This window comes from Pseudohalocynthiibacter sp. F2068, assembly GCF_023015645.1.
Lineage (GTDB): Bacteria > Pseudomonadota > Alphaproteobacteria > Rhodobacterales > Rhodobacteraceae > Pseudohalocynthiibacter > Pseudohalocynthiibacter aestuariivivens.
The window spans coordinates 325,769-348,476 of sequence record NZ_JALKAK010000002.1 but is presented as its reverse complement, the minus strand read 5'-3'; the positions used below and the strand labels follow the sequence as shown (position 1 = coordinate 348,476).

The following is a 22,708-nucleotide window of genomic DNA, read 5'->3' as shown; positions in this document are numbered from 1 at the left end:
TGTTTACACCACCCGCAAGAAAAACAATCCAGAGACCAGAAATGCCCCGGCGACGGCAACCGCTGCAAAGGTTTTTTGCCTGTCTGACCATGGCAACCATTCCATCGCCATCAACCGAAAACCACCAAGAAAATGTACGGCCAAGAGAAAAACCAAACCAAACTCGGCAAGTTTGACCATCGGGCTTTCTGTTAGAGTCAGGAAATTATCCAGGCTTTCAGGCTGGGTAAGTGCCTTTGACAAAATATAAAAATGTGCTGGTAGAAAAAGCGCCAGAGCAAGACCAGAAAGGCGGTGCAGCGCGTAAGCAAACCAAAGGGGATGCGCCCGGTGTTTACGGATCATGTTAGTGTCACGGCCAAAACAGCGCGCGCCCCCATAAAAAGAAGAAGCAGACTGACAACTAAGGTAAGTATGTTGAGAGCTGGACGCTTCAGACCAAGCGTTTCATGAACAATGACCCTTAAGCCAATTGCAGCGTGCAAAGACACCGCGACGACAAAGCTGCCATAGAAAAGAAGCCACCAAATACTGCCTTGCGTACGGCTGAGTATTTCAGCCGTGCTCAACCCACCTTCAACCGCATAGATCATCACAGCGATATGCCCCAACGTCAGCGGTGCCATTATGAGCGCGGTGAGGCGTTGAAGCATGTAAAGACGGACACCCAGCATCAACTACACCCTCTTCTTGAAAAATGATTTGGTAGTCGCTTTCTTAAGCTCGGCGATTGCCTTCATCGGGTTAAGTTCGTTGGGGCAGAATACTGTGCAACTTCCCTGGCTATGACAGTTGTGGCAACCGCCCGCGCCGGAAACAGCCTCAAGAATAGCGTTTTGACCACTGTCTTTGGCGTCGTTGAAAAGCGTCCAAGCCCTTTGAAGTGCCGCAGGCCCAAGGTAGTCAACGTTGCCAGCGACAGTGTCGCATGCGGAATAACAAACAGAACAATTTATACATTCTATTCCAGCATTCGCCTCGGCACGCATGGTGCTATCCGGGTTTATCGTTTCGATCGGTTCGTCGCGCGTTTTGGTCGGGTGGTGCAGCCCTTCCGCCGCGATCCATTTGTCGAAAAACGGGTCCATATCTGTCGCAAGGTCCTTGATCACCGGCAGATTGCGCAACGGGGCCACCTCCAGCTTGTTGCCGTTCATAACTTTTTTCACATGGGTCCGGCACGTCCAGCGCGGCACTCCATTCACCATCATGGCACAGGACCCGCACATCCCGACCCGGCAGGCATAACGATACGATAAGGTTGCATCCAGATTTTGCTGAATCCACGACACCACATCCAGAATTGTCTGGCTATCCTGGGCAGGTACATGAAAGACTTCGAAATGCCCGCTGAGCCGATCTCCGCGCCAGACTGACACTTCCAACTCATCGCAGTTCGCTGACACGCTATGCTCCGTTCATCCGTCTCTAAAAGAGGATCAGTGAAGGAAACATAATAGGAAGAAAAGCTAACAGAAAGGAATAAATACTAATTGTTATTATAAGGAAAAATTACACGCGTGGTCTTCTTTATTTTGTCCGCCACTTTAAGTTTCACCTGTACAAACAAGAAAAACCGGTCGATCACCATAGCGGAAAGATACCTGATGTTAACGCTTTACTATGCCAAAGGGACCGCAGCACTGGCAGCTCATATAGTGTTAGAGGAAGCAAAAGCTGACTACAAAGCCCAGCTTATCGATTTTTCTAAGATGGAACAGCAATCGCCAGAGTATCTGGCGACAAACCCAAAAGGGCGTGTTCCAACACTCAAAACTCCGCAAGGCTTGCTAACAGAAACGCCAGCGATATTGGCGTACATCGCCCAGACCCACCCTAACGTAAATCTCGCGCCTAAGGACCCCTTTGAATTTGCAACGGCTCAGGCGTTTAACATTTATCTGGCAGCAACTGTCCATGTTGCTCACGCGCATAAAATGCGCGGCCACAGATGGTCTGACGATCCGGATGCACACAAAAGCATGACAGCGAAAGTCACGGGAAACATGGCCGAATGCGCAAGAATGATTGAAGTCCACTATTTCAAAGGACCGTGGGTCTTAGGAAATACGTATTCAATCTGTGATCCTTATCTTTTTACGGTCTCGCAATGGATGACCGCAGACGGTGTAAACCTTGATGAATTTCCAATCATCAAAGAACATTCCGAAGCAATGAAAAAACGGGCGGCGGTCCAGAGGGTTATGGAATTGCATGAATAGCTGTAGACCCTAGCAAATTGACCTAAGCTGTATCGGATATCGCGCTCGTATCTCCGCATCTGTTTCGCGTGAGATAGAGGTGCTCACGGTCTTTCTCCAAAAGTGCGATGTAGGTCCGACAAATTCTTGGCGCGGTGCCAGTCCATCAGGTTATCAATCTCAGGTACGTCACTGTATCCGCTGATCGAGTCAAACTTCTGACGAATTTCGCTCAATGACATCGGGTTTTGCGGTGCACCTTTCGGATATGCACGAACAGCAGAAACCTTTTGACCGGACTTCAACTGAACGACCAAGCGGTCTGGTTGGTCCGGGTCATAATTTAAAGCAGAGCGATTTGCCGGTTGTGGCGCAACGGTGATTTTTTCAATCAAGGCTGAAAGCTCTGGGGTTTCGCGGGACACGTCGTCCAAATCGTCTAAAGAGAAACGGCCGCGCAAGAGGGCTGTTGCTACGCTAAACGGTACGCTGAACAAAGATTCAAATCTTGATGCCGGCTTGCCATAAGGCAAGATTGCATGATGAAAATCGGGAAGCTGGGCCTGCACCGACATGATCTGAGAAGGTTCTATCTTGCCTGCAATTTCCAACGCACAGTCAACCAAACGATGCGTGTATCCACAGGCAGGATATGCCTTTAACACGATCCCCCAATGTTCCAGCGCTTTGCCATTGATCTGCGTGATCGCGGCGTCAAGTCGCGACACGTCCCCATGCGCCATGAGATGAACAAACCCCTTTGGCCCATCCAGAACGCCCGGATGCCCTGTCATCCCCTGTTCAGCCAGAAGTGCCGCCATAAGCCCGTCGCTCGCCGCAAACCCGGCCTGCAAAGGTTTGGCAGAACTTCCAAATTGGCAGGTGTAGCCGCAAGACCGCGATATCGCGAGCGACATTGCATTCGCCGTCTGATCTGCATTTAGCCCGATCAAGCGGGAGACCGCGGCCGCAACACCGATCACACCAAGCGTCGCAGTAGAGTGCCAGCCTCGATTGTAGTGTTCAAAATTAAACGCCTCACCAAAACGCGCGATGAGTTCAAAGCCAGTATTGTAAGCAGCTAGAATAACCTCGCCACTTATGTCTCTGTCCATCGCAACGGCCCATAAGGCAGGCAACAGCACGGCACTTGGGTGTGTGTTTCCGGGCTCTTCCCAGTCGTCAAAATCCAATGCATGTGACGCAGTGGCATTGCACAAAGCAGCGTGCGGCGGCGACAAATAAAGGCCAGTTCCGAAAACCACAGCAGGTCCCACACCGAAACCGGTAACCGTTTGACGCGTTCGGACGGAAACTTCCTCGCCCCGCCCTGCCAAAATGCAACCCATCAGATCGATACCTGCACCGCGAATAAGATTCTGCGCTTTTTCAGCCGGTTCGGGAAGTTCGCAAAGAGCTTCCGCGATATGGAACAGGCGGCTCAAACCCCAACTCCCTTTGGTTGACGCAGATGTGCTATCCCCTTTTGTTCGACAAAACCCGTCGTGGCCTCCCACAGGTGGTCGCCATAAAGGACGGGTGCGAAAGGTTCTCCACAGCCTTCAAGGGGTGCGATCACCGTATTGATCGAAGGTTCAAAAAAGAACGGTACAGAGTATCGCCGCTGGCCATTGCCAATAACCCGATGAATGGTCGCTTTGATCGCGCCACCCGTCCAACGCTGCAGAAGCTTGCCAAAATTCACGGTTAGTGTTCCTTCTTTAGGTGGAACCATTATCCATTCACCGTCGCGGGTTTTTGCCTGCAGCCCTTCAACGCCGTCCTGCGCCAGAAGTGTGATGAACCCGCTATCCATATGAGCCGCACCCAGAAGATAGCGTTGTTCGCCTTTATACTCGGCCCAAAAATCTTTGTCCTCGCTGCCAAAGCTTTCGCTGGGGCGCGGCGGATAATGGATCATTCTCAATGTTGAAGTGCCATTCTGAAACGCCGCGTCAAACTGCGTTTCGGGTAACGAAAGCGCCCGTGCGATGGACCGCATCAACGCGCCGCCGGTCTTGGACATCGCTCCATAGTACTGTTCGGCCGCCACCCGCCACGTGGGTAAATCCGGCAGTGGAGTCAATTCTGTCAGCGGGTCCAGCGGGTCAGGAACTCGGGTTTTGTCGATAATATCCGCGCCAATATCAATACCTTCCTTGTAAGTCGGATATCCATTTTGAAGCGGGAACCAGCCACGATAGACGTTCATATTTTCGGGCACAAAATTCTTGCGGGTAAGTGTACGTTTTTCAGAATCCGGCAATTCAAAAATTGAAAGCAAATCCTTGCGCAAATCCCGCGAAAGACAATCATCAGGTAGGCCCGTGATCGTCATGAACCCTATTTCACCGGCAGCACGAAATATTTCCCTGTCAACCAGATCACGAGCGTCACTTGGGCCGTCAAACAATGAGGCAATGTCGATTTCGGGTATCATCATCTTTGCTCCGGATACGCATTCTTTCTTTTGGTCAGGTTAGAACAGTTTTTAAGTTAAAAATACGGTGGAAAATTACATGATGATCATTCCACTAGGGATTTATAGATATATGAAGGCGCATGGGCTGAAATACATGTAAGTTTCGAGGCGTGGCACGTCATCAGAGTTTCACGCGCGCAGCAGAAGAACTGAATGTGCAGCAACCTGCGATCAGCCGTCAGATGAACGCGCTGGAAGAAGAATTAAATGCAGCCTTGTTTGTCCGCCTAAGTGCGACAATTTCATCCGATCACCGATATCTCCTGACTTCCTGCGTGGTTTCTCTTTAGGATAAGCAGATGCGCAAGAAGCACGGCTAAATCGATTTTCGGTGATCTACAAATGGAAAAACAAAACCCAAAAACTGCCATTGTTTTAGGTGCTTATGGTCTGATTGGGTCCGCTTGCCTTAGTGCTTTGAAACAGGAAGGTTACAGGGTCATCGGTGTTGGCAGGTCGCGTTCTGCGGGGCTTCGGTGTGACCCGAAAATCGGATGGCTTGAACGGGATATTTCAAAGGTACCTGTAGATACTTGGAAAGATGACCTGAAGGGCGCGGACATTGTTGTAAATGCCTCTGGCGCGCTACAGAGTGGCGCCAAAGACAGCCTTTCTGGCATTCATGAAACAGCAGTAGCTAGATTGGTTTCCGCACTGGAAGGCACAGCCACGTTGCTTATTCAAATTTCTGCTGCCGGTGTTTCAGACTCCGCAACGACGGAATTCTTCAGATCAAAAATGCGCGGTGATCGGATGATCATGCAGTCAAACCTTGCATGGATTATCTTACGCCCAACCTTAGTGCTCAGCATACAAGCATACGGGGGAACCGCGCTTTTACGGGCAAGTGCCGCTTTTCCAATGATCGGTGTAAGCGTGTTTCCCGATGCTCCTTTTCAAACCGTTTTCGTTGAAGACGTAGCGCAAGCCGTGGTCCAAGCCGCGAAAGGAGAGATTCCGACAGGGACCGTGGCCGATCTTACAGAAGAGGAAACCTGTTCATTTCAAACAGTTAACAAGATGGTCCGCGGATGGCTGGGGTTTAAGCCATGGATGTTTACCCTGTCTGTTCCCGCGCCGCTGCTTCGGCTGACTGGCCTTTGTGCAGATGCGCTCGGATGGCTTGGATGGAGACCCCCGCTGCGTTCAACTGCACTTAAAGTTCTGGCCGATGGTATCAAAGGGGACACTAAGATATGGGCAAACGCGGGCGGGCTAAAATGCCGCTCTCTTGTTGAAACACTGGACGCCATACCAGCAACAACCCAAGAGCGTTGGTTTGCCCGTCTCTATCTGCTTTTGCCAATTGCGATTGCAACATTGTCGGTTTTCTGGATCATCTCAGGATTGGTTGGCCTTGCTGAAAATCAAAAGGCGCAGGTTTTGCTTACAGACCGCGGCCTTTCCCCGGTCTTCGCGACACTCTCTGTGTTTGGTGGATCGATTGTAGATATAATGCTTGGCCTTGCGGTTTTGGTTCGTCCTTGGGCGCGTAAAGCCTGTTACGGGATGGTTGTGGTTTCAATTGCGTACTTTGCCGCGGGAACCTTGTTAACCCCAGACATCTGGGGTGACCCGCTTGGCCCGTTTGTCAAAGTGCTACCGGGAATAATGCTTGCGTCATTCGTTGCCTCGATACTGGAGGATCGGTGATGTACGAACTTCTTCTCTTTCTGCACGTGATAGGAGCCTGTGTTCTTTTGGGAACCGGAGCGGGAATCGCTTTTTTCATGGTCATCTCAAACCGAAGTGGCGATGCCACACTTATCGCGCACACAGCGGGCATAGTTGTCTTAGCGGATATAGTTTTTACGGCGACCGCTGCTATTTTACAGCCGATAACCGGATGGTTTCTTACACGTGAAGCTGGCTGGTCGGTTTTTGAGGAATGGGTACTTCTGTCGCTTACACTCTATGTTTTCGTAGGTGTTTTCTGGCTACCGGTCGTTTGGATACAAATCAGGATGCGAAATTTGGCGATCACTGCTCGGGATCGTCACGAGCCATTACCGCCTTCTTATCATAGATTGTACCGAGTCTGGTTTGTCTGCGGTTTTCCCGCCTTTTTTTCCGTCTTGGCGATTGTCTGGTTGATGCTGACAAAACCAACCTTTTAACCATGCAGACCAGTTAAACGTTGATCATGCGAGCGGTTGATATGCTGAAGCGCTTCGCAAACTCCATGAACGTGACAGACCGATTTGGAATGGCAAATTCGATCAAACTTTGGTCGGGTATTTTTGATTCAAGAGAAATTGACACAAGTGTTTATTTATATGACAGTTGTGTCGAGTTGACGATGCAGCCCCGATTCGTGAAGTTTTGTTGGTTGGGGTAAAACATTCCAGAGGCCCTAAATGACAGTCAAAGAAGCCGAACAAAAACGCGGACGCGGCTCTCGTCGTGCAAATCGCGTCGCCGCGCGATCGGGCGGGGCTGGCCAGAATGAGCACCTACAAGTGCCGTTCATCCGCAGAAAGATAAAGACCTACGACCTTCTGGATGAAGAAAGCCTTCAAAAAATAGAGCAATGCGCTGACCGAATATTGGCGGAAATCGGTATTGAATTTCGCGAAGATCCTGAAACAGTGCGCCTGTTCCGCGAAGCTGGTGGGGTAGTTACGCCTGTTTCAGAAGAAGCCTGGAACATCCGTTTTGAACCGGGAATGCTCCGCGAAATCCTGAAAACCGCCCCGGCCCGTTTTACGCAACACGCACGCAATCCGAAAAACTCGGTTGAAATAGGCGGTGACGCGATGGTTTTTGCACCCGCTTATGGGTCCCCATTCATAATGGATATGGATAAAAACCGGCGTTACGGTACAATTGCAGACTTCGAAAATCTGGTGAAACTCGCGCAATCAAGCCCATGGTTGCATCACTCTGGCGGCACGATCTGCGAGCCTACCGACATACCCGTAAACAAACGCCACCTTGATATGGTCTATGCCCACATCCGCTATTCGGACCGGGCATTTTTGGGGTCTATCACCGCACCCGAACGCGCGGAAGACAGTATAGAAATGACGCGTATTCTTTTTGGGTCTGATTTTGTAGACCAAAACTGCGTGATCATGGGCAATTTCAATTCGACCTCCCCACTGGTTTGGGACGGTGTTTCTACACAGGGTATTCGCGCTTACGCCTCTGCTGGGCAGGGCTCCATCCACCTGCCCTTCTTGCTGGGAGGGGCTGTGTCGCCGGTTACGATGGCCGGCTCGATTGCCCAAAGCCTGGCCGAATCCATGGTTGGCTGTGCGCTCACTCAGCTTGTGCGTCCCGGTGCCCCCGCGATCCTGGCATCTTTTCTTTCATCAATGTCACTGAGGACTGGCTCCCCTACATTTGGCACACCGGAACCCGCCCTAGGCAGCCTTGTCATGGGGCAGCTTGCACGCCGCTTGAACCTACCCCTGCGCTGCGCTGGAAACTTCAGCACGTCAAAGCTGCCAGATGGTCAGGCGATGCAACAAGGCATGATGTCGATGATGTCGGCGGTTCAATGTGGCGCAAACTATATTTTGCATTCCGCCGGTTTTCTTGATGGATTGCTGTCCATGTCCTTCGAAAAATTCGTCATGGATACGGACATGTGTGGCGCTTTGCATACTTACCTGAACGGTATTGACGTTAACGACGAAACACTCGCGTTTGCTGCATTGGCCGAAGGTGGCCCCGGGGAACATTTGTTCGGAACGGCGCACACATTGCGGCACTACGAAACCGCATATTGGGACACGGGTCTAAATGATGACCAACCCTATGAAAGCTGGTCGGAACAAGGCGGCGATGATGCGATGATCAGCGCCAATCGCAAATGGAAGAAAATTCTGAATGAGTATGACGCGCCGGCATTAGACACCGCAGTGGACGAAGAGCTTAAGGAATTTGTTGCACGCAAAAAAACCTCTATGGATGACGCGTGGTACTAAGGAAAATTCGATGTCAAAAGACCCACTACTTCAGCCCTATAAACTAAAGCATCTGACGCTGAAAAACCGGATCATGACAACCAGTCATGAACCAGCGTATCCTGAAAACGGAATGCCGAAGGATCGTTATCGCGCCTATCATGAGGAACGCGCCAAGGCGGGTGTTGCAATGACGATGACCGCGGGTTCGGCAGCGGTCTCGAAAGACAGCCCGCCTGTGTTCAACAATATCCTAGCCTACAAAGATGAGGTTGTTCCATGGATCAGAAACCTGACCGACGCCTGCCATGAACATGGTTGCGCGGTGATGATTCAGCTCACGCATCTGGGGCGCAGAACGGGTTGGAACAAAGGCGACTGGTTGCCCTCCGTCGCGCCCGGCCCACACCGTGAACCCGCCCATCGCGCCTTTCCAAAAAAGATCGAAGACTGGGATATTGAGCGCATCATCAATGATTTTGCCGATGCAGCTGAGCGCATGAAAGCCGGTGGTATGGACGGCATTGAATTGCAGGCTTATGGCCACCTTCTCGAACAATTCTGGTCGCCGCTGACAAATGAACTTGTAGGACCATATGGAGCGGATACGCTCGACAACAGGTTAAGATTTTCACTTGATGTGCTGGATGCAATCCGCAAACGCGTTGGCGATGAATTTATTGTGGGGTTCCGCTACACAGCGGATGAAGCGCAAGCTGGTGGAACCAGAGCAGAAGAAGGCATTGAAATTTCCAAGCGGCTCGCAGCGACGGGTCAGGTCGATTTTCTGAACGTCATCCGTGGGCGCATTCACACAGACCCGGCAATGACCGATGTGATCCCTGTACAGGGTATGAAAAACGCGCCGCATCTCGATTTTGCAGGCCAAGTGCGCAAAATCACCGGGATGCCCACGTTCCACGCGGCAAAAATTCCGGATGTCGCAACAGCACGCCATGCAGTTGCGTCAGGCCTTTTGGATATGGTTGGTATGACCCGCGCCCATATGGCGGACCCCCACATCGTGCGTAAAATCATTGAAGGCCGCGAAGACGACATTCGCCCCTGTGTTGGCGCCACCTATTGTCTGGACAGAATTTATCAGGCGGGCGAAGCGCTTTGTATGCACAACGCAGCAACGGGCCGCGAACTGACGATGCCACATGATATTCCGAAGGCGGACGTCAAAAAGAAAATTGTCATCGTTGGCGCTGGCCCCGGTGGTCTTGAAGCTGCGCGTATCGCGGCAGAACGCGGCCACAATATCGTTGTGTTCGAAGCCGCAGCTGACCCCGGCGGGCAGGTTCGCCTGACGGCGCAAACACCACGCCGCCGCGAGATGATTTCGATCATCGACTGGCGCATGTCACAATGTGCTGCGCGCGATGTTGAATTTAGATTCAGCACATGGGCAGAAGCCGAAGATGTACTTGCTGAAGATCCAGATGTTGTGATTGTTGCGACCGGGGGAATGCCAACCACAGTGCTTTATGAAACCAAGAGAGAACAGGAACTGGTTGTGACCAGTTGGGACATCATCTCTGGCGATGCAAAGCCAGCCCAGAACATCCTTATTTACGACGAATCCGGCGACCACGCAGCACTTCAGGCTGCTGAAATCGCGGCAAAAAGTGGCGCCAAGGTCGAAATCATGACGCCAGACCGTGTTTTTGCACCCGACATTATGGCTATGAACCTCGTGCCCTACATGCGGAGTCTGCAAGACAAAAATGTAACCTTTACCGTTACGCGCCGCCTGCTTGATGTGGAGCAGGAGGGCAACCAACTGAAGGCAACAATTGGGACCGACTACAGCGACCTTAGGCAACCTGCGCATTATGATCAGGTTGTCGTGAACTACGGCACACTGCCGATGGATAATCTATATTTTGATCTGAAACCGCATTCCTCAAATTCAGGTGCTGTGGACTACGATGCGCTGGTCAATGGGGAGCCGCAGGCGATCAGCCGAAACCCAGACGGAAAATTTCAGCTTTTCCGGATCGGAGATGCGGTTGCTGCACGAAACACCCATGCTGCGATTTATGATGCGCTAAGGTTGATGAAAGACATCTGAGACAGGAGGACAGAATGCGCATCGGAGTAGTTGGTACAGGCACAATCGCAAGTGCGATGGTAGATGGAATTGCTGCGGACGGCCACGAGATTACGGTTTCGGAAAGGGGCCGCAAACATGCTGCACGCCTAGCGTCTGCGTATTCCAATGTAACTGTTGCTGACAACCAAACCGTTATCGACAACAGTGATGTCGTCATACTGGGGTTGATGGCGGATGTAGCGCCTGGAATCATGAACTCTCTCAAATTCAGACCGGACCAAATTGTTGTTTCGGCAATGGCTGGGGTAAAGCACGATCAACTGGTCAAAATGGTAAAACCGGCAAAGGAAGCCACGACCGCAATTCCGTTTCCGGCAATTGCCAAAGGTGGATCGCCCTTGTTGGTCTTTCCACGCTTATCCACTGTAGAAACTCTGTTTGGCGAGCGAAACCACATCGTGAATTTATCAGACGAAGCGAAACTGGATGCCTATATGGCAGCACAGGCCGTTTTGTCGCCAATCGTAAAACTACTGGAAGAAACAACAAATTGGCTTGCAGATCGCACTGGAAGTCGCGCAGATGCGGAACAGTTCCTGCGGGCATTGATTGGCGGCAGCCTGATGTCGCAGTCTTCCGAAGACTCAAATGTCTTCACTGCTATGTTGGAAGAACTCAACACACCAGGTGGGTTCAATGCCGAGTTGCGAGAGCTTTTTGTTGAGAAAGGTGTGATGAAAACGCTTCACGCAGGTCTGGCGCAACTGGAAGATCGCCTGAAAGCTCAGGAGGATTGATGTTCAAGCACATCTTTAACCCAATCGACCTAAGGCATAAAAAACTACGCAACCGCGTTGTCTTTGGGGCGCATACAACCAACATGGCCGAACAAGGTATGCCCGGCGATGCACATATCGCCTACTATCGCGAACGGGCTTTGGGCGGTGCGGCGATGATCGTGGTTGAGCCAATGCCGGTTCACCCGGCAACAGTGTTAACGCGCGGAAACTTTCGAAACAGCAGCGACGATGTCATACCTCACTTCCGGAAATTAACCGAGGCCAGCAAAGCCGAAGGTGCTGTTATGATCCAGCAGCTTTACCACGTTGGCGCGCATGGCGATGGTGACAATAGCTGGCATCCCGCGTGGTCACCTTCCGGCGGGCCAAGCTATCACGACAGTGATGGAAGCCACGCGATGAACGAATCCGAGATCGAGGAGACCATAGAAAGTTTCGTGCAAGCTGCGCGGCGGTGTCAGGAAGCAGGGTTCGACGGTGTCGAGGTATGGGCTGCATATCATTGTTTGCTTGATCAGTTCTGGACTCCGTTTTCCAACCAGCGGGACGACAAATGGGGTGGCTGCCTTGAAAACCGAACCCGGTTTTCGCGTGAGATTTTGCACAGGGTGCGAAAACAATGCGGGGAAAATTTCATTGTTGGTTTATCAGTCAGCGATGAGCCGGACATTGAAGCTGCATTGAACCGCGAAAGCATGTCCGAAATCATCGCGCTGCACGACAGTGAGCAGGCGATGGACTATGTAACATGCGGGTCTGGCAGTTATCTTGATTTCACCCGTATCATCCCGACATTTCAATTGGCGGAAAAGCAGGGCACCGACCTCGCCCGTACATTGAAATCAGTTACCAAGCACGCATTGGTCACCGCAGAAAGCCACATTCGCACACCCGAAAACGCAAATACTGTTCTGGGTGCAGGCGAGGCTGACCTAGTGTCCATTGTTCGCGGCCAGATCGCGGACCCGCACCTTGTACACAAGGCGTCAGAGGGGCGAGAAAATGATATCCGCGGCTGTTTGTCATGCAACCAACAATGCTGGGGGCGGCGTGGACGAGATTACTGGATTTCCTGCCTCATCAACCCTTCTGTCGGGCGAGAACACGAATGGGGTGGTGACAGATTCAGCCCCGCAATATCCTCGCGCCGGGTACTTGTCGTTGGCGGCGGACCTGCCGGACTGGAAGCCGCGCGTGCGTCTGCAGAGCGCGGGCATCAGGTCACGCTCGTAGAAGCCGGATCAAAACTTGGCGGTCAGTTTCGTCTCGCAGGTCTCCAGCCGCGGCGCGCCCAAATCACTGACCTTATTGACTGGTTTTCGGATCAATTAGCCAAACTGGATGTCGATGTTCGGTTCAACAGCTATTTCGATGCTGATGATATCGTTGCGCTGAAAGCTGACCAAGTTGTGCTTGCCACTGGATCTTTACCTGCTGAAACCGGTTTCCAGAAAGCGCTTCCACATTTGCCAAAATTGCCCGGTATCGAAACGGGTGATGTCTGGTCAGTTGAAGACGTAATGATGGGGGCTGCTAGGCTTGGAAAAAACGTTATCGTACTGGATGAAGGTGGAAACTGGCGCGGCTGCGGCACAGCATGGAAACTCGCCGAAGATGGACATAAGGTGACAATAGTTACGCCAGACGCATTGGTTGGCAAAGAGCTGCAACGCTCAGCAGCAGACTTTTCCTTGCGTTGTAGGTTAACCCAATTGGACACCACATTTTTGACCGAAAGCGTTATCACCCAATGGCAAAAGGGAAGCGCAGAGGTATTTTCACTTTTATCGGGTGAGACCACAGAAATGAGCGCTGACAGCTTGGTTCTTGCCACCGTAAACAAAGCGGACACCAGCCTTCACCAAGACCTTAGCGTTCGTGGCATCAGAGCCGTTTCGATCGGCGATGCAGCCGCACCAAGAAATGCGGCCTTTGCAATATACGAGGGGCGCAAGCTCGCGCTCTCACTCAGCTAGATTATCTTGGTTCGGTGCATTAGGGGTGTGTTGCCAAACTGCGCCCTGAAAACGCGCGCGAAATGAGCCTGCGTTTTAAAACCACAGGATAGCGAAATCTCTGTCACAGATTGCTCGGTCTGAAGCAAAAGATTTTGCGCCTTGTGAAGGCGCATATCGAGAAAATACTTCGCTGGAGAACAATTAAGATAGCGACCAAACAGCCGTTCAAGTTGCCGGGTTGAAATGCCAACCTCGTCCGCGATGACAGATGGTGAAACCGGATCTTCTATTGAATCAGCGATAATCTGTATGGCGCGGACAAGATTTGGGTTTCGAATACCGTGACGTGATTGAAGCGAAACCCGTTGTTCCGCTGTCGCTTCGCGAACAGCGTTGTAAACCATCTGATCCGCCACCGCGACGGCAAGGTCGGACCCGTGGTTTTTCTCTATCAGATGAAGCATCAGGTCTGCCGTCGCCGTTCCACCAGAGGCCGTGATGTATTTCGCGTCAGAGACAAAAACATTTCTACAAAGGCTTACTTCTGGAAACTCTTCCATAAAACTGTCGTGGTATTCCCAGTGAAGCGCAGTTGGCACACCATCAAGAAGCCCCGCTTTCGCAAGCACAAATGCGCCCGAACACAAAGCGCCGATTTTTATACCATGCGCCCTTTCCCGACGTATGAAGGAAAGCAAACCGGGTGTTATGTGTTCCCAGACATTTAGTCCTGAAAGAACGAACAAAATATCTACTTTGTTCAGCGGCTCCAATCCCCCATGAACAAGCGTAACTGAGTCATTGGACGAGGTGGCCGTATCACCATTTTCGGAAATGTAAGACCAATGATACAGCGGTTTTCCACTTACCAGATTTGCAATCCGCAACGGCTCAACCGCACAGGAAAACGCAAGGTGAGAAAAACCTTCTACCAAAAGAAAGACATAGTGTTCTGTTTCACTCATTCCCTGTTCCCGCGTAAGGTCGTGTTTATTGGCCCTGTGCAAATAGTGTTACACCGGTCTCAACAAACGGTTTGTCGCTTTTCTTTATACAATAACCGGGCCTTTGTTTTTCCCAAAGCTAAGCGACATCTTAGTTACCTTGGGTGGTTATCTCATTTTTTATTGTATTCAAAGTGTATTTTTTATAAATGCAATTTAAATACCAAGTGATCGATTCTTTTTGCATTTCACCAGAACGAGGCATTCGAAATTGAAATGAAAGAAGCCGCCAAGCACCGAAAAGAAAAGCTGTATGAAGATTTGAAGCGCGGAATCCTGACGATGGAACTGCGCCCAGGAAGCGACCTTGATGAAATGCGACTGTCAGAAAGCTATGGTTTGTCACGCACGCCGTTGCGTGAAGTGTTCAGGCAGTTGGCCGGCGAAGGTTACACAACGATCCACCAGAACCGCGGGGCGCGTGTTTCCGAGATGTCCCATACAACCTTGCGCGATTTTTTCCTGACCGCCCCGATGATTTATGGCGCCATTCTCCGCCTCGCGGCGCAAAACGCCACATCCGATCAGATATCAAAACTGAAGAAAGCCCAAGCTGACTTCCGTAAGACGCTGCAAAACGGCTCGGTCAAGGAACGTGCCCTCGCGAACAACCGCTTTCATGAAATCACCGGTGAAATGGCAAATAATGTCTATCTTGAGCCAAGTTTCAGCCGTTTGCTGATCGACCACGTTCGCATAAGCATGACGTTCTACAAACCAGTAGACGCAAAGATGGCCGAAAATCTAGACAGCGCCAGCCAACAACACGAAGCCATCATTGAAAGTATCGAAACAAAAGACGAGGCCGCGGCTGCACAGCTCGCGATCGATCATTGGAACCTTTCACGCGATCAGATTGAAATGTTCGTTATGCCCAATGGGTTGGACGAGCAACTTGGCAATCTCTCTCGCGCCAAACCCGCATGAGGCAGTCTATGACCCCAATAATGAAATTCGACGGCATCTATACGCCGATTGTAACGCCGCATCTTGCCGATCATTCGTTTGATTTTGATGCCTTAAGTGACAACATCGACTACCTTGTCGAATCAGGGGTCCATGGTCTTATCTCTGGCGGCTCAACTGGTGAAAACTACACCCAGACCGTGGAAGAGCGGCTTGAACTTGCGCGTTTCACCAAAGACCGCCTTAAAGGGCGCCTGCCATTGATTGTTGGTACAGGGGCAATGCGCACACCCGATTCAATTGCTCTTGGTACCGGTGCTAAAGAAATTGGAGCCGATGCCATATTGCTTGGCACACCGCCCTACTCTGTCCCGACAGAGCAGGAAAATGCCCTGAATGCATTGGCCATCGACCGTGCCGCCAACCTTCCCATTGTTCTATACAACTATCCGGGACGCATGGGCGTGAGTATGGGTGAAGAATTTCTCGACCGTGTTGGCCGCTCACGCAATGTCTGCGCGATCAAAGAAAGCTCTGGCGATATTAACCGGGTTCATCTTTTGGCACGTGACTATCCGCATATCCAGATGTCCTGCGGCATGGATGATCAAGCGCTGGAGTTTTTCGCTTGGGGCGCCCAAAGCTGGATTTGTGCTGGCTCAAACTTCCTTCCCGAAGAACATGTTGCCCTCTATGAGGCCTGTGTTTTGCAGGGTGATTTCACAAAAGGCCGCCGCATCATGTCGGCTATGATGCCGCTGATGCGCGTGTTGGAACAGGGTGGTAAGTTTATTCAGTGCGTGAAGCACGGCGTAGAAATGGCTGGCCTGAAAGCCGGGCCTCTGCGACCTCCGCTAAAGGGGTTGAACAAAGACGATAAACGCCAACTGGAACAGGTTGTGCGCACTCTCAAAACAACAATCGCAGATATCAAGGCGGGGAACTAAGCTATGTCCGATCTTTTGACACGTGACGAATACCAAGCAATCGCCAGATCACTTACATTCCCGGAAAATGCATTCATAGACGGCGGCTATCGCCCCGTGATTTCTGGTAAGACTTTCACCTCAACAAACCCCGCTACAGGCGTTGCCTTAGCCAAGGTTTCTGCTTGTGGAAGCGATGATGTTGATTTCGCCGTCGCTAAAGCGCGCGAGTCTTTTGATGACGGCCGCTGGGCGAAAATGCATCCCGCAGATCGTAAGGATGTGTTGATCCGATTTGCAAAATCGATCAAACGAAACGCGCGCGAACTGGCAGTGATGGAAAGCCTCGATAGTGGCAAAACGATCTTTGACTGCGAAACCGTGGACATCCCGGAAACCTTCCATTGTATCAAATGGCACGCTGAAACGATCGACAAACTCTATAACCAGGTGTCCCCGGCCTCGGATGATCACATTGCCATGGTGGTGCGTGAACCAATCGGTGTGGTCGGTCTGGTTTTACCGTGGAACTTCCCGCTTTTGATGCTGGCCTGGAAAATTGGCCCTGCACTTGCAGCCGGATGTTCCGTTGTTGTGAAACCCGCGGAAGAAACGTCACTGACGGCGCTGCGTGTTGCAGAGCTAGCCAGCGAAGCTGGCGTTCCAAACGGTGTCTTGAACGTCCTTCCCGGTGGTGGCGCTGACGTTGGTGAGCCGCTTGGTCGCCACCCTGACGTTGATATGGTTTCCTTTACCGGCTCTACCACCACGGGGCGACGGTTCCTAAACTATTCATCTGAGTCCAACCTTAAGGAAATTGTGCTTGAGATGGGGGGCAAGAACCCCTGCATCGTCATGGAAGACGCTGAAAATCTGGATATCGTTGCCTCGCACATCGTCAATGGCGCGTTCTGGAACATGGGCGAAAACTGTTCTGCAACATCGCGTTTGATTGTCCACCGGGATGTCAAAGACGTGCTGTTAGAGAAGGTTGTCGCCCACGCACGCGAATGGCCGATCGGCGATCCGCTTGATCCTGAAACCAGGGTTGGCACGATGGTGTCCAAGGCGCATTTTGACAAGGTTTGCGGGTACCTGAAAAAGCTGAAAGGTGAAAATATCCACCTTGGCGGCAAAAGCGTTGATGGCGTCTTTGTTGAGCTAACCGTTGTGGATGTTGCGAGCAACGATGACACCTTGGCCCGCGAAGAAATTTTCGGCCCAATCCTTTCGGTTATTACCGTATCGGGCTTTGATGAGGCTATACGCATCGCCAACGATACAGAATACGGTCTGGCAGCATCCATTTTTACCGCAAACGCAAAACGGGCAATCCGGGGTGCACGCGCGCTGAAAGCTGGAACTGTAACGGTAAACAGCTACGGCGAAGGGGACATCACAACCCCATTTGGCGGCTACAAGCAATCTGGTTTTGGTGGACGTGACAATTCCGTGCACGCGCATGATCAGTATACTCAGTTGAAAACAATCTGGCTGGACTTGGCGGACGACGCAGACGAGGCGGTGGATTGACACATTTCACTGCCAAGCGCCTTCCAAAGCAGCCGGGACCTGCAGGTTGGAATTGCCTTCTGCCTGCCCCGCCTCCAACGCGCGTTCTGGGAGAAGATATTACTGCCGATATTGCTATTATCGGCGCTGGGTTTGCCGGATTATCAGCGGCGCGGCGACTTGTCCAAATTGACCCCAATTCAAAGGTCGTTGTGCTAGAAGCAGGCCGCGTTGCTGAAGGCCCCGCTGGGCGCAATTCTGGTTTCATGATCGACCTGCCACATGATCTGTCTTCCGACACCTACGCAGGCAACGCAGAAGAAAATGATCGTGTTCAGACAAGTCTTAACCGCGCTGCAATTGCGTTTGGCGCGGACGCCGCGTCTGAATATGAAATACCGAAAGACGCATTTGATCCCTGCGGAAAAATCAACGCCTCCGCCACACCAATGGGAGATCAGCACAATCGTGACTATGGCGCGCATTTGAAAAAGCTGGGTGAATCGTATCGGCTGTTAGATTCGACCGAAATGGCAGAGCTAACCGGAACTGATTACTATACATCCGGGTTGTTCACACCCGGCACCGTCATGCTTCAGCCCGCGGCTTACATTCGTGGTCTTGCAGCCGGATTGAGTGACACAGTTAACCTTTTCGAAAACAGCCCCGTCACAGAAATTTCCTCTGAAGGCCCCGCATGGAAGCTGCAATCACCGAAAGGTAGCGTCTCTGCTGGAAAAGTCATTCTCGCAAACAACGGCCACGCCGAAAGCTTTGGTTTCTTTTCGCGACGGTTGATGCACATTTTTACATATGCGTCGATGACAGAACAATTGCCGGAAGGCGTGTTGGGTGGCGCCCTAAAATGGGGTGTCACACCAGCCGACCCTATGGGTACAACCGTTCGCAGGATCAACGGAATTGGTGGAAACCGGATCGTTGTACGCACACGCTTTACTTACAATCCGTCAATGACGGTCAGCAATTCAGCGGTCGCACGGGCTGGCAGGCTACATGACCAGAAATTTGCAGAGCGTTTCCCGATACTTAAGGACGTACCGATGGCCTATCGCTGGGCTGGCCATCTATGCGTCAGCTGGAATGGTGTTCCGGCCCACGGCGAGTTAGAGAACGGTATCTACGCGGCCGTTTGCCAAAATGGACTGGGCACGGCGAAAGGAACCTTGGCTGGAATGTCGGCCGCGGAAATGGCCTCTGACGTCCAAAGTGAACTCACGCAAGCGATGAGCGCGATGGATGCCCCCAGACGCCTGCCACCAGAGCCCATTGCCTGGATCGGTGCGAACGCAACCTTGAGATGGAAAGAAATTCGTTCAGGTCGCGAGTAAATCATTAAAATACAAGCGATCAAATTTCAAACCCCGCGCTCTGAGAGGGAGGGGCCTTTTTAAAGGTCAGTAGTCCTGATTCAATGCGTCGGCAGCAGGGATCTCACGTTCTCTGCGAGCTATATAATCCAGCAGTGCCTCATTCTTGGCTTCGTCAAGTTTCGGCTCCTGATACTCGGACAACATTTTTTTGGCTTGATTAAGTGCACGCTCTGTAATTTCAACACTGCCCTCTGCCTGCCACTGCTCGATCGAATTGTTATCAAACAACTCCGGCATAAAAAATCCACGCTCAAAGTTGTTCAATGTATGTTCGTGACCCAGGTAATGCCCGCCAGGACCAACATCTCGAACAGCGGCAAGCGCCTCGTCAAAATCATCCCAACGCGGTCCTTCTGCCATGCGATAGGCCATTGCGCATTGCTCTGCGTCGACAACAAACTTCGCGACCGAACAGTGCATTCCGGCCTCGTTCCAACCGGCCGAATGCCAGATGTAATTGGCACCAGCATGGATCACCGAAGAAAGTGTTGTCGCGCTTTCATACCCGGCTTGCGCATCGAAGGTTTTGGCACCGCCCAATGTATTCGAAGTCCGCCACGGCACATCGTAAAACCGCGCCATTTGCCCGATCATGAAATTCATCAGGCTGATTTCTGGCGTCCCCGCCATAGGTGCGCCGGACTTCATGGAAACCGTTGACAGGTAGTGACCGTAAATTGCGGGGCAACCCTTGCGAATAACCTGGGTATAGGCCAGTGCGCTCAGCGCCTCGGCATTCAGTTGTGCAACTGTGGGCGCAACTGACGCCGGGGTATTCGCACCACCCAATACGAAAGGCGAGCAAAGCACAGGCTGGTTCCTGCGGCAAAAGGCGCGCATCGCCCCAAGCATCGTTTCGTCCCACACCAGTGGTGAGTTTCCGTTGCAGTTCCCAGTTGTGACGGGGTGGTTTTCAAGAAAATTCTCGCCGAAAAGAATTGCGCACATTTCCATTACGTCTTCTGCATTCTTGGGGCTTGTCGTCATCCCCATGAAGGTTTTGTCTGAATACTTCATTGAAGAATAAGTGATACGCAGATGCCGCTGACTGATGGCGTGATCATAAGGTTCTACAATGTGGTGCGCGCTTGAGTGCAGTGCTGGCGACATATGTGAAAGTTTGTGGAACATCGCAAGATCATCAAGTGTCGGATTTCGGCGTACGTCATCGAGATCACGCAGAAAAGGTGCGCCCGTCATCGGAACAAAGATTGAGTGTTTGCCGCCAAGCCGCACGTTGTTTCGCGGGTTGCGGGCGTGATAGGTAAAATCTGTTGGGATGGTACTTATCATTTCACGAACCAAATCACGGTCGAGATGCACGCGTTCGCCACGCACGTCTGCGCCAATGCGCTTCCAATCTTCCAACGCGATTTCATCACGAAACACGACCCCGACATCTTCCAGAATATCCATCGAAGCCGTATCAATTCGAAGAATTTGCTCTTCGTCCATTGGCTCACATAACGGTAAACTTCTGGTCAAGCCTGGAAGCATCAGGTGGTTTGGAGCGGATCTGATAGCCTTGCGCGCACTGCGGCCACCGGAGCGGCTTCTTGTGATAACGGAATCAGTAGACATTTGCGTTTCTCCGAAAGCTTTACCCCTTAAACTGATCAGAAATTTCAATTGCCCGCGAGTATGCGAACGAAGTATCTCGACATTTTACGACCGCTCAATTTTTTTTGAGACATCAGATGAACCAATCAACATTTCGCAATAGGTAGACCTTAGTGTGACTATGAAAGCACTCAGGCACGCCAACCACAAAAAATGCCTAATTTCCGGCCACATTGTTGACTTTATCGCAAAGAATAATCTCCCCTAGCGACGCAAAGAGAAGGGTAAATTATGGATTCCTTTGAAACAAGGCTGGCGATGGCAACGCAAAAACACAAAGCTGTTGCTAAGAAATCCTGGGCTGAACCCATTGGGAAACCGATCTTCCGCACGAGCCGAAACAAAGACGCTTTTAAACTTGAAACCGTCAAAAACCACTGCGCAAAATCCGATACAATACCTGGGTCTTCAGCTAGGAACCAAACAAAACAGAAGGCGCAAATCAAGCAATCCAGCCAATCTGGGTTCGCTCTTGAAAGAGTGATGTCAGCAGTTCGTTCGTCCTCTCCGGCGAAAAGCAAGTCCTAGCATCTGGCACAACAGCCAAGCCTTGCTTTTTCCTTCACATCCCAGACCACGCAAACTACGGCACGTGCGTCTCTTTTTGTCCAAACATTGCCTCTAAAATATCATCGGTAAACCTTATCCAAACCGTGTTCCCGCGACAGGATTTCAGAACAAGGCATCTGATGAAAGAGACTGCTATGTCTAAGAAAACGCTTGGCTTTGAAGACAACCCTGCTCTCCCGACCAGCAATGTCTGGACCAATTTGGATCGCGAAGCGACCGAAAGTCAGCTGGACGCAGAAAGTTCTGTTTCTTTAAGGTGCTTCTTAAGTCCGGATTTTGTCGATTCAAAAAACTGGAGCGAACTTATCGACAGGCTCCGGAAAAAGGGGTTTCGCCTGGTCTTTCAGAATGAAAGGCTCACGTTAGTAAATGCCCAAACGGATGTTACGTTGTGCACCTGCCAGTTCCTCGGGCACAGCTTTGGCACTCTTGCAGCGGTTTTTGGAAAACCATGCGTTCTCGCAAACACGGGCGAACTTGTTCATTGCAACACGCAGAATTAAGCGGCAACATTTGATAATACTGCCGCAGGTTTCATGTTCGAAAGTCGCTGCTGGGTAGGCTATGGCGAAGTACTACAGCCCAAACCCTCAATGTTAACAATCGCAGGCTCTCCGCAATGGAACCTGTAGTAGGTGACACCATCCTGCGGATGCGTCGAGATGTTTGGTCGCCCTGTAAGTTCGAGCGCTGATCTCAGCCCACCACTCCCCAAAGTGCCAAGAGCCGCAACTTCTTGCTGCGAGGAAACCAACATGTCTTTTTTCGGTTTCCCTGGGCCTAATGAACCTTTCCGGATCATTATCGGCTGCGCGTCTGGGTGGTAGTCCAAAAAGCTTTCATCAAGATGGATTTTGTCAATCCATTGCACAGCCAAGTAGTTGCCGTTACCTGTGCGGACTTTGTCTCTTTCTCGAAGCGCTTCAATCGGCAGTTCACCAAAAGACGTAAACACTCTGGATTTTGCGCAGATTCCAGGAAGGGTCCATACTAGTTTATCTTGGACCGGCTTTGAGAGCTCTAAAAAAGGTTCATCCTGCTTTACATGGTTCATTACAGACGAAAGAATCTGTTCATCGTTAGAAACAATATCTTGTTTAAATTCCATGGCAGGCAATCCCAACTAAAGTCAAAAGCGCTGATATGGCAAATCTGCCGAGGTGGGACATTACCTCGGCAGTTTCGCACATATATACTCGTTAAATCCCTTAAAAACATGGGTTTACTCGTACGTACCACTTGGCCTGTGGAAACGATATAAGACCAAGAAGTAGTCTTACTTTTCCGAAAATTGTGACGTAAAAAAGGCAGATTATGGCTAAATATTGCCGACAATACGGCGGAAATTAGGCTGAAATATTGGTAGTA

The 22,708-nt window shown here is 51.2% G+C and carries 22 protein-coding genes; 14 read left to right on the top strand and 8 right to left on the bottom strand.

What is annotated here, in order from left to right:
- Positions 1-3 precede the first annotated feature (3 nt).
- The 3 genes from sdhC to MWU63_RS04005 are packed head-to-tail and all read right to left on the bottom strand — an operon-like array spanning position 4 to position 1,406.
- On the bottom strand, positions 4-345 hold the full coding sequence (gene sdhC / locus MWU63_RS04015) for a succinate dehydrogenase, cytochrome b556 subunit (RefSeq protein ID WP_213887512.1): 342 nt from the start codon (positions 343-345) through the stop codon (positions 4-6).
- On the bottom strand, positions 342-674 hold the full coding sequence (locus tag MWU63_RS04010; RefSeq protein ID WP_247077012.1) for a succinate dehydrogenase: 333 nt from the start codon (positions 672-674) through the stop codon (positions 342-344). The genes sdhC and MWU63_RS04010 overlap by 4 nt, the downstream gene beginning before the upstream one ends.
- Before the next feature lie 3 nt (positions 675-677).
- Positions 678-1,406 (bottom strand): 2Fe-2S iron-sulfur cluster-binding protein, encoded by a 729-nt coding sequence (locus MWU63_RS04005; protein WP_213887510.1) that lies wholly within the window; start codon positions 1,404-1,406, stop codon positions 678-680.
- Positions 1,407-1,607: 201 nt separating this feature from the next.
- On the opposite strand from MWU63_RS04005, the gene MWU63_RS04000 reads away from it, so the two are divergent.
- Positions 1,608-2,222, top strand: coding sequence for a glutathione S-transferase family protein (locus MWU63_RS04000; RefSeq protein WP_213887509.1), 615 nt, complete (start codon positions 1,608-1,610; stop codon positions 2,220-2,222).
- 83 nt (positions 2,223-2,305) lie between these two features.
- Here MWU63_RS04000 and MWU63_RS03995 read toward each other — a convergent pair whose 3' ends face one another.
- Positions 2,306-3,646, bottom strand: coding sequence for an MmgE/PrpD family protein (locus tag MWU63_RS03995; RefSeq protein WP_213887508.1), 1,341 nt, complete (start codon positions 3,644-3,646; stop codon positions 2,306-2,308).
- Positions 3,643-4,644 carry a 2OG-Fe(II) oxygenase family protein gene (locus MWU63_RS03990; RefSeq protein ID WP_247077010.1) on the bottom strand — a complete coding sequence of 334 codons (1,002 nt, stop codon included), beginning with the start codon at positions 4,642-4,644 and terminating at the stop codon, positions 3,643-3,645. Before MWU63_RS03990 ends, MWU63_RS03995 begins: the two co-directional genes overlap by 4 nt.
- A gap of 149 nt (positions 4,645-4,793) precedes the next feature.
- On the opposite strand from MWU63_RS03990, the gene MWU63_RS20465 reads away from it, so the two are divergent.
- The 7 genes from MWU63_RS20465 (at position 4,794) to MWU63_RS03955 (ending at position 13,429) form a co-directional block, all read left to right on the top strand.
- Positions 4,794-4,973 (top strand): LysR family transcriptional regulator, encoded by a 180-nt coding sequence (locus MWU63_RS20465; RefSeq protein ID WP_213887506.1) that lies wholly within the window; start codon positions 4,794-4,796, stop codon positions 4,971-4,973.
- Positions 4,974-5,025: 52 nt separating this feature from the next.
- Positions 5,026-6,336, top strand: a complete 1,311-nt coding sequence (locus tag MWU63_RS03980; RefSeq protein ID WP_247077009.1) for an SDR family oxidoreductase — start codon at positions 5,026-5,028, stop codon at positions 6,334-6,336.
- Positions 6,333-6,800 carry a DUF2269 domain-containing protein gene (locus MWU63_RS03975; RefSeq protein WP_213887504.1) on the top strand — a complete coding sequence of 156 codons (468 nt, stop codon included), beginning with the start codon at positions 6,333-6,335 and terminating at the stop codon, positions 6,798-6,800. Before MWU63_RS03980 ends, MWU63_RS03975 begins: the two co-directional genes overlap by 4 nt.
- A gap of 240 nt (positions 6,801-7,040) precedes the next feature.
- Positions 7,041-8,615: a trimethylamine methyltransferase family protein gene (locus tag MWU63_RS03970; protein ID WP_213887503.1), complete on the top strand. Its 1,575-nt coding sequence runs from the start codon at positions 7,041-7,043 to the stop codon at positions 8,613-8,615.
- A gap of 10 nt (positions 8,616-8,625) precedes the next feature.
- Complete coding sequence (locus tag MWU63_RS03965; RefSeq protein ID WP_213887502.1) at positions 8,626-10,671, top strand: NADH:flavin oxidoreductase; 2,046 nt, start codon at positions 8,626-8,628, stop codon at positions 10,669-10,671.
- A gap of 14 nt (positions 10,672-10,685) precedes the next feature.
- Positions 10,686-11,450 (top strand): NAD(P)-binding domain-containing protein, encoded by a 765-nt coding sequence (locus MWU63_RS03960; RefSeq protein WP_247077007.1) that lies wholly within the window; start codon positions 10,686-10,688, stop codon positions 11,448-11,450.
- Complete coding sequence (locus tag MWU63_RS03955) at positions 11,450-13,429, top strand: FAD-dependent oxidoreductase (RefSeq protein WP_247077005.1); 1,980 nt, start codon at positions 11,450-11,452, stop codon at positions 13,427-13,429. The genes MWU63_RS03960 and MWU63_RS03955 overlap by 1 nt, the downstream gene beginning before the upstream one ends.
- On the opposite strand, the gene MWU63_RS03950 is transcribed toward MWU63_RS03955, so the two are convergent.
- Complete coding sequence (locus MWU63_RS03950; protein WP_247077003.1) at positions 13,426-14,376, bottom strand: GlxA family transcriptional regulator; 951 nt, start codon at positions 14,374-14,376, stop codon at positions 13,426-13,428. The genes MWU63_RS03955 and MWU63_RS03950 overlap by 4 nt on opposite strands.
- Before the next feature lie 255 nt (positions 14,377-14,631).
- On the opposite strand from MWU63_RS03950, the gene MWU63_RS03945 reads away from it, so the two are divergent.
- Genes MWU63_RS03945 through MWU63_RS03930 form a run of 4 tightly spaced genes read left to right on the top strand, consistent with a single transcriptional unit; the run spans position 14,632 to position 19,108 of the window.
- Positions 14,632-15,342, top strand: a complete 711-nt coding sequence (locus MWU63_RS03945) for a GntR family transcriptional regulator (RefSeq protein ID WP_213887498.1) — start codon at positions 14,632-14,634, stop codon at positions 15,340-15,342.
- 8 nt (positions 15,343-15,350) lie between these two features.
- Positions 15,351-16,268 carry a dihydrodipicolinate synthase family protein gene (locus tag MWU63_RS03940; RefSeq protein ID WP_246531569.1) on the top strand — a complete coding sequence of 306 codons (918 nt, stop codon included), beginning with the start codon at positions 15,351-15,353 and terminating at the stop codon, positions 16,266-16,268.
- A 3-nt stretch (positions 16,269-16,271) separates the two neighbouring features.
- A complete protein-coding gene (locus MWU63_RS03935; protein ID WP_213887497.1) occupies positions 16,272-17,780 on the top strand; it encodes an aldehyde dehydrogenase in 1,509 nt (502 codons plus the stop codon).
- Positions 17,777-19,108 carry an FAD-binding oxidoreductase gene (locus MWU63_RS03930; RefSeq protein ID WP_213887496.1) on the top strand — a complete coding sequence of 444 codons (1,332 nt, stop codon included), beginning with the start codon at positions 17,777-17,779 and terminating at the stop codon, positions 19,106-19,108. Before MWU63_RS03935 ends, MWU63_RS03930 begins: the two co-directional genes overlap by 4 nt.
- A gap of 66 nt (positions 19,109-19,174) precedes the next feature.
- Here the strand turns inward: MWU63_RS03930 and MWU63_RS03925 are convergent, their stop codons facing one another.
- Complete coding sequence (locus tag MWU63_RS03925; protein ID WP_213887495.1) at positions 19,175-20,731, bottom strand: trimethylamine methyltransferase family protein; 1,557 nt, start codon at positions 20,729-20,731, stop codon at positions 19,175-19,177.
- A gap of 270 nt (positions 20,732-21,001) precedes the next feature.
- Here MWU63_RS03925 and MWU63_RS03920 point away from each other — a divergent pair, with 270 nt between their 5' ends.
- On the top strand, positions 21,002-21,298 hold the full coding sequence (locus tag MWU63_RS03920) for a hypothetical protein (RefSeq protein WP_247077001.1): 297 nt from the start codon (positions 21,002-21,004) through the stop codon (positions 21,296-21,298).
- Between the two features lie 176 nt (positions 21,299-21,474).
- Positions 21,475-21,843: a hypothetical protein gene (locus tag MWU63_RS03915; protein WP_213887494.1), complete on the top strand. Its 369-nt coding sequence runs from the start codon at positions 21,475-21,477 to the stop codon at positions 21,841-21,843.
- Positions 21,844-21,902: 59 nt separating this feature from the next.
- Here the strand turns inward: MWU63_RS03915 and MWU63_RS03910 are convergent, their stop codons facing one another.
- Entirely contained in the window at positions 21,903-22,448 is a 546-nt protein-coding gene (locus MWU63_RS03910) for a Hint domain-containing protein (protein WP_247077000.1), read from the bottom strand.
- Between the last annotated feature and the right edge of the window lie 260 nt (positions 22,449-22,708).

Bases quoted from the DNA above. Each gene is read 5' to 3' on its own strand.
- MWU63_RS03955 (WP_247077005.1), top strand. From the start codon at position 11,450: ATGTTCAAGCACATCTTTAACCCAATCGACCTAAGGCATAAAAAACTA.
- MWU63_RS03920 (WP_247077001.1), top strand. From the start codon at position 21,002: ATGGATTCCTTTGAAACAAGGCTGGCGATGGCAACGCAAAAACACAAA.
- MWU63_RS03910 (WP_247077000.1), bottom strand. From the start codon at position 22,448: ATGGAATTTAAACAAGATATTGTTTCTAACGATGAACAGATTCTTTCG.
- MWU63_RS03970 (WP_213887503.1), top strand. From the start codon at position 7,041: ATGACAGTCAAAGAAGCCGAACAAAAACGCGGACGCGGCTCTCGTCGT.
- MWU63_RS04000 (WP_213887509.1), top strand. From the start codon at position 1,608: ATGTTAACGCTTTACTATGCCAAAGGGACCGCAGCACTGGCAGCTCAT.
- MWU63_RS03990 (WP_247077010.1), bottom strand. From the start codon at position 4,644: ATGATGATACCCGAAATCGACATTGCCTCATTGTTTGACGGCCCAAGT.
- MWU63_RS03925 (WP_213887495.1), bottom strand. From the start codon at position 20,731: ATGTCTACTGATTCCGTTATCACAAGAAGCCGCTCCGGTGGCCGCAGT.
- MWU63_RS03945 (WP_213887498.1), top strand. From the start codon at position 14,632: ATGAAAGAAGCCGCCAAGCACCGAAAAGAAAAGCTGTATGAAGATTTG.
- MWU63_RS03915 (WP_213887494.1), top strand. From the start codon at position 21,475: ATGTCTAAGAAAACGCTTGGCTTTGAAGACAACCCTGCTCTCCCGACC.
- MWU63_RS03965 (WP_213887502.1), top strand. From the start codon at position 8,626: ATGTCAAAAGACCCACTACTTCAGCCCTATAAACTAAAGCATCTGACG.
- sdhC (WP_213887512.1), bottom strand. From the start codon at position 345: ATGATCCGTAAACACCGGGCGCATCCCCTTTGGTTTGCTTACGCGCTG.
- MWU63_RS03960 (WP_247077007.1), top strand. From the start codon at position 10,686: ATGCGCATCGGAGTAGTTGGTACAGGCACAATCGCAAGTGCGATGGTA.
- MWU63_RS04010 (WP_247077012.1), bottom strand. From the start codon at position 674: ATGCTGGGTGTCCGTCTTTACATGCTTCAACGCCTCACCGCGCTCATA.
- MWU63_RS03950 (WP_247077003.1), bottom strand. From the start codon at position 14,376: ATGAGTGAAACAGAACACTATGTCTTTCTTTTGGTAGAAGGTTTTTCT.
- MWU63_RS03980 (WP_247077009.1), top strand. From the start codon at position 5,026: ATGGAAAAACAAAACCCAAAAACTGCCATTGTTTTAGGTGCTTATGGT.
- MWU63_RS03940 (WP_246531569.1), top strand. From the start codon at position 15,351: ATGACCCCAATAATGAAATTCGACGGCATCTATACGCCGATTGTAACG.
- MWU63_RS03935 (WP_213887497.1), top strand. From the start codon at position 16,272: ATGTCCGATCTTTTGACACGTGACGAATACCAAGCAATCGCCAGATCA.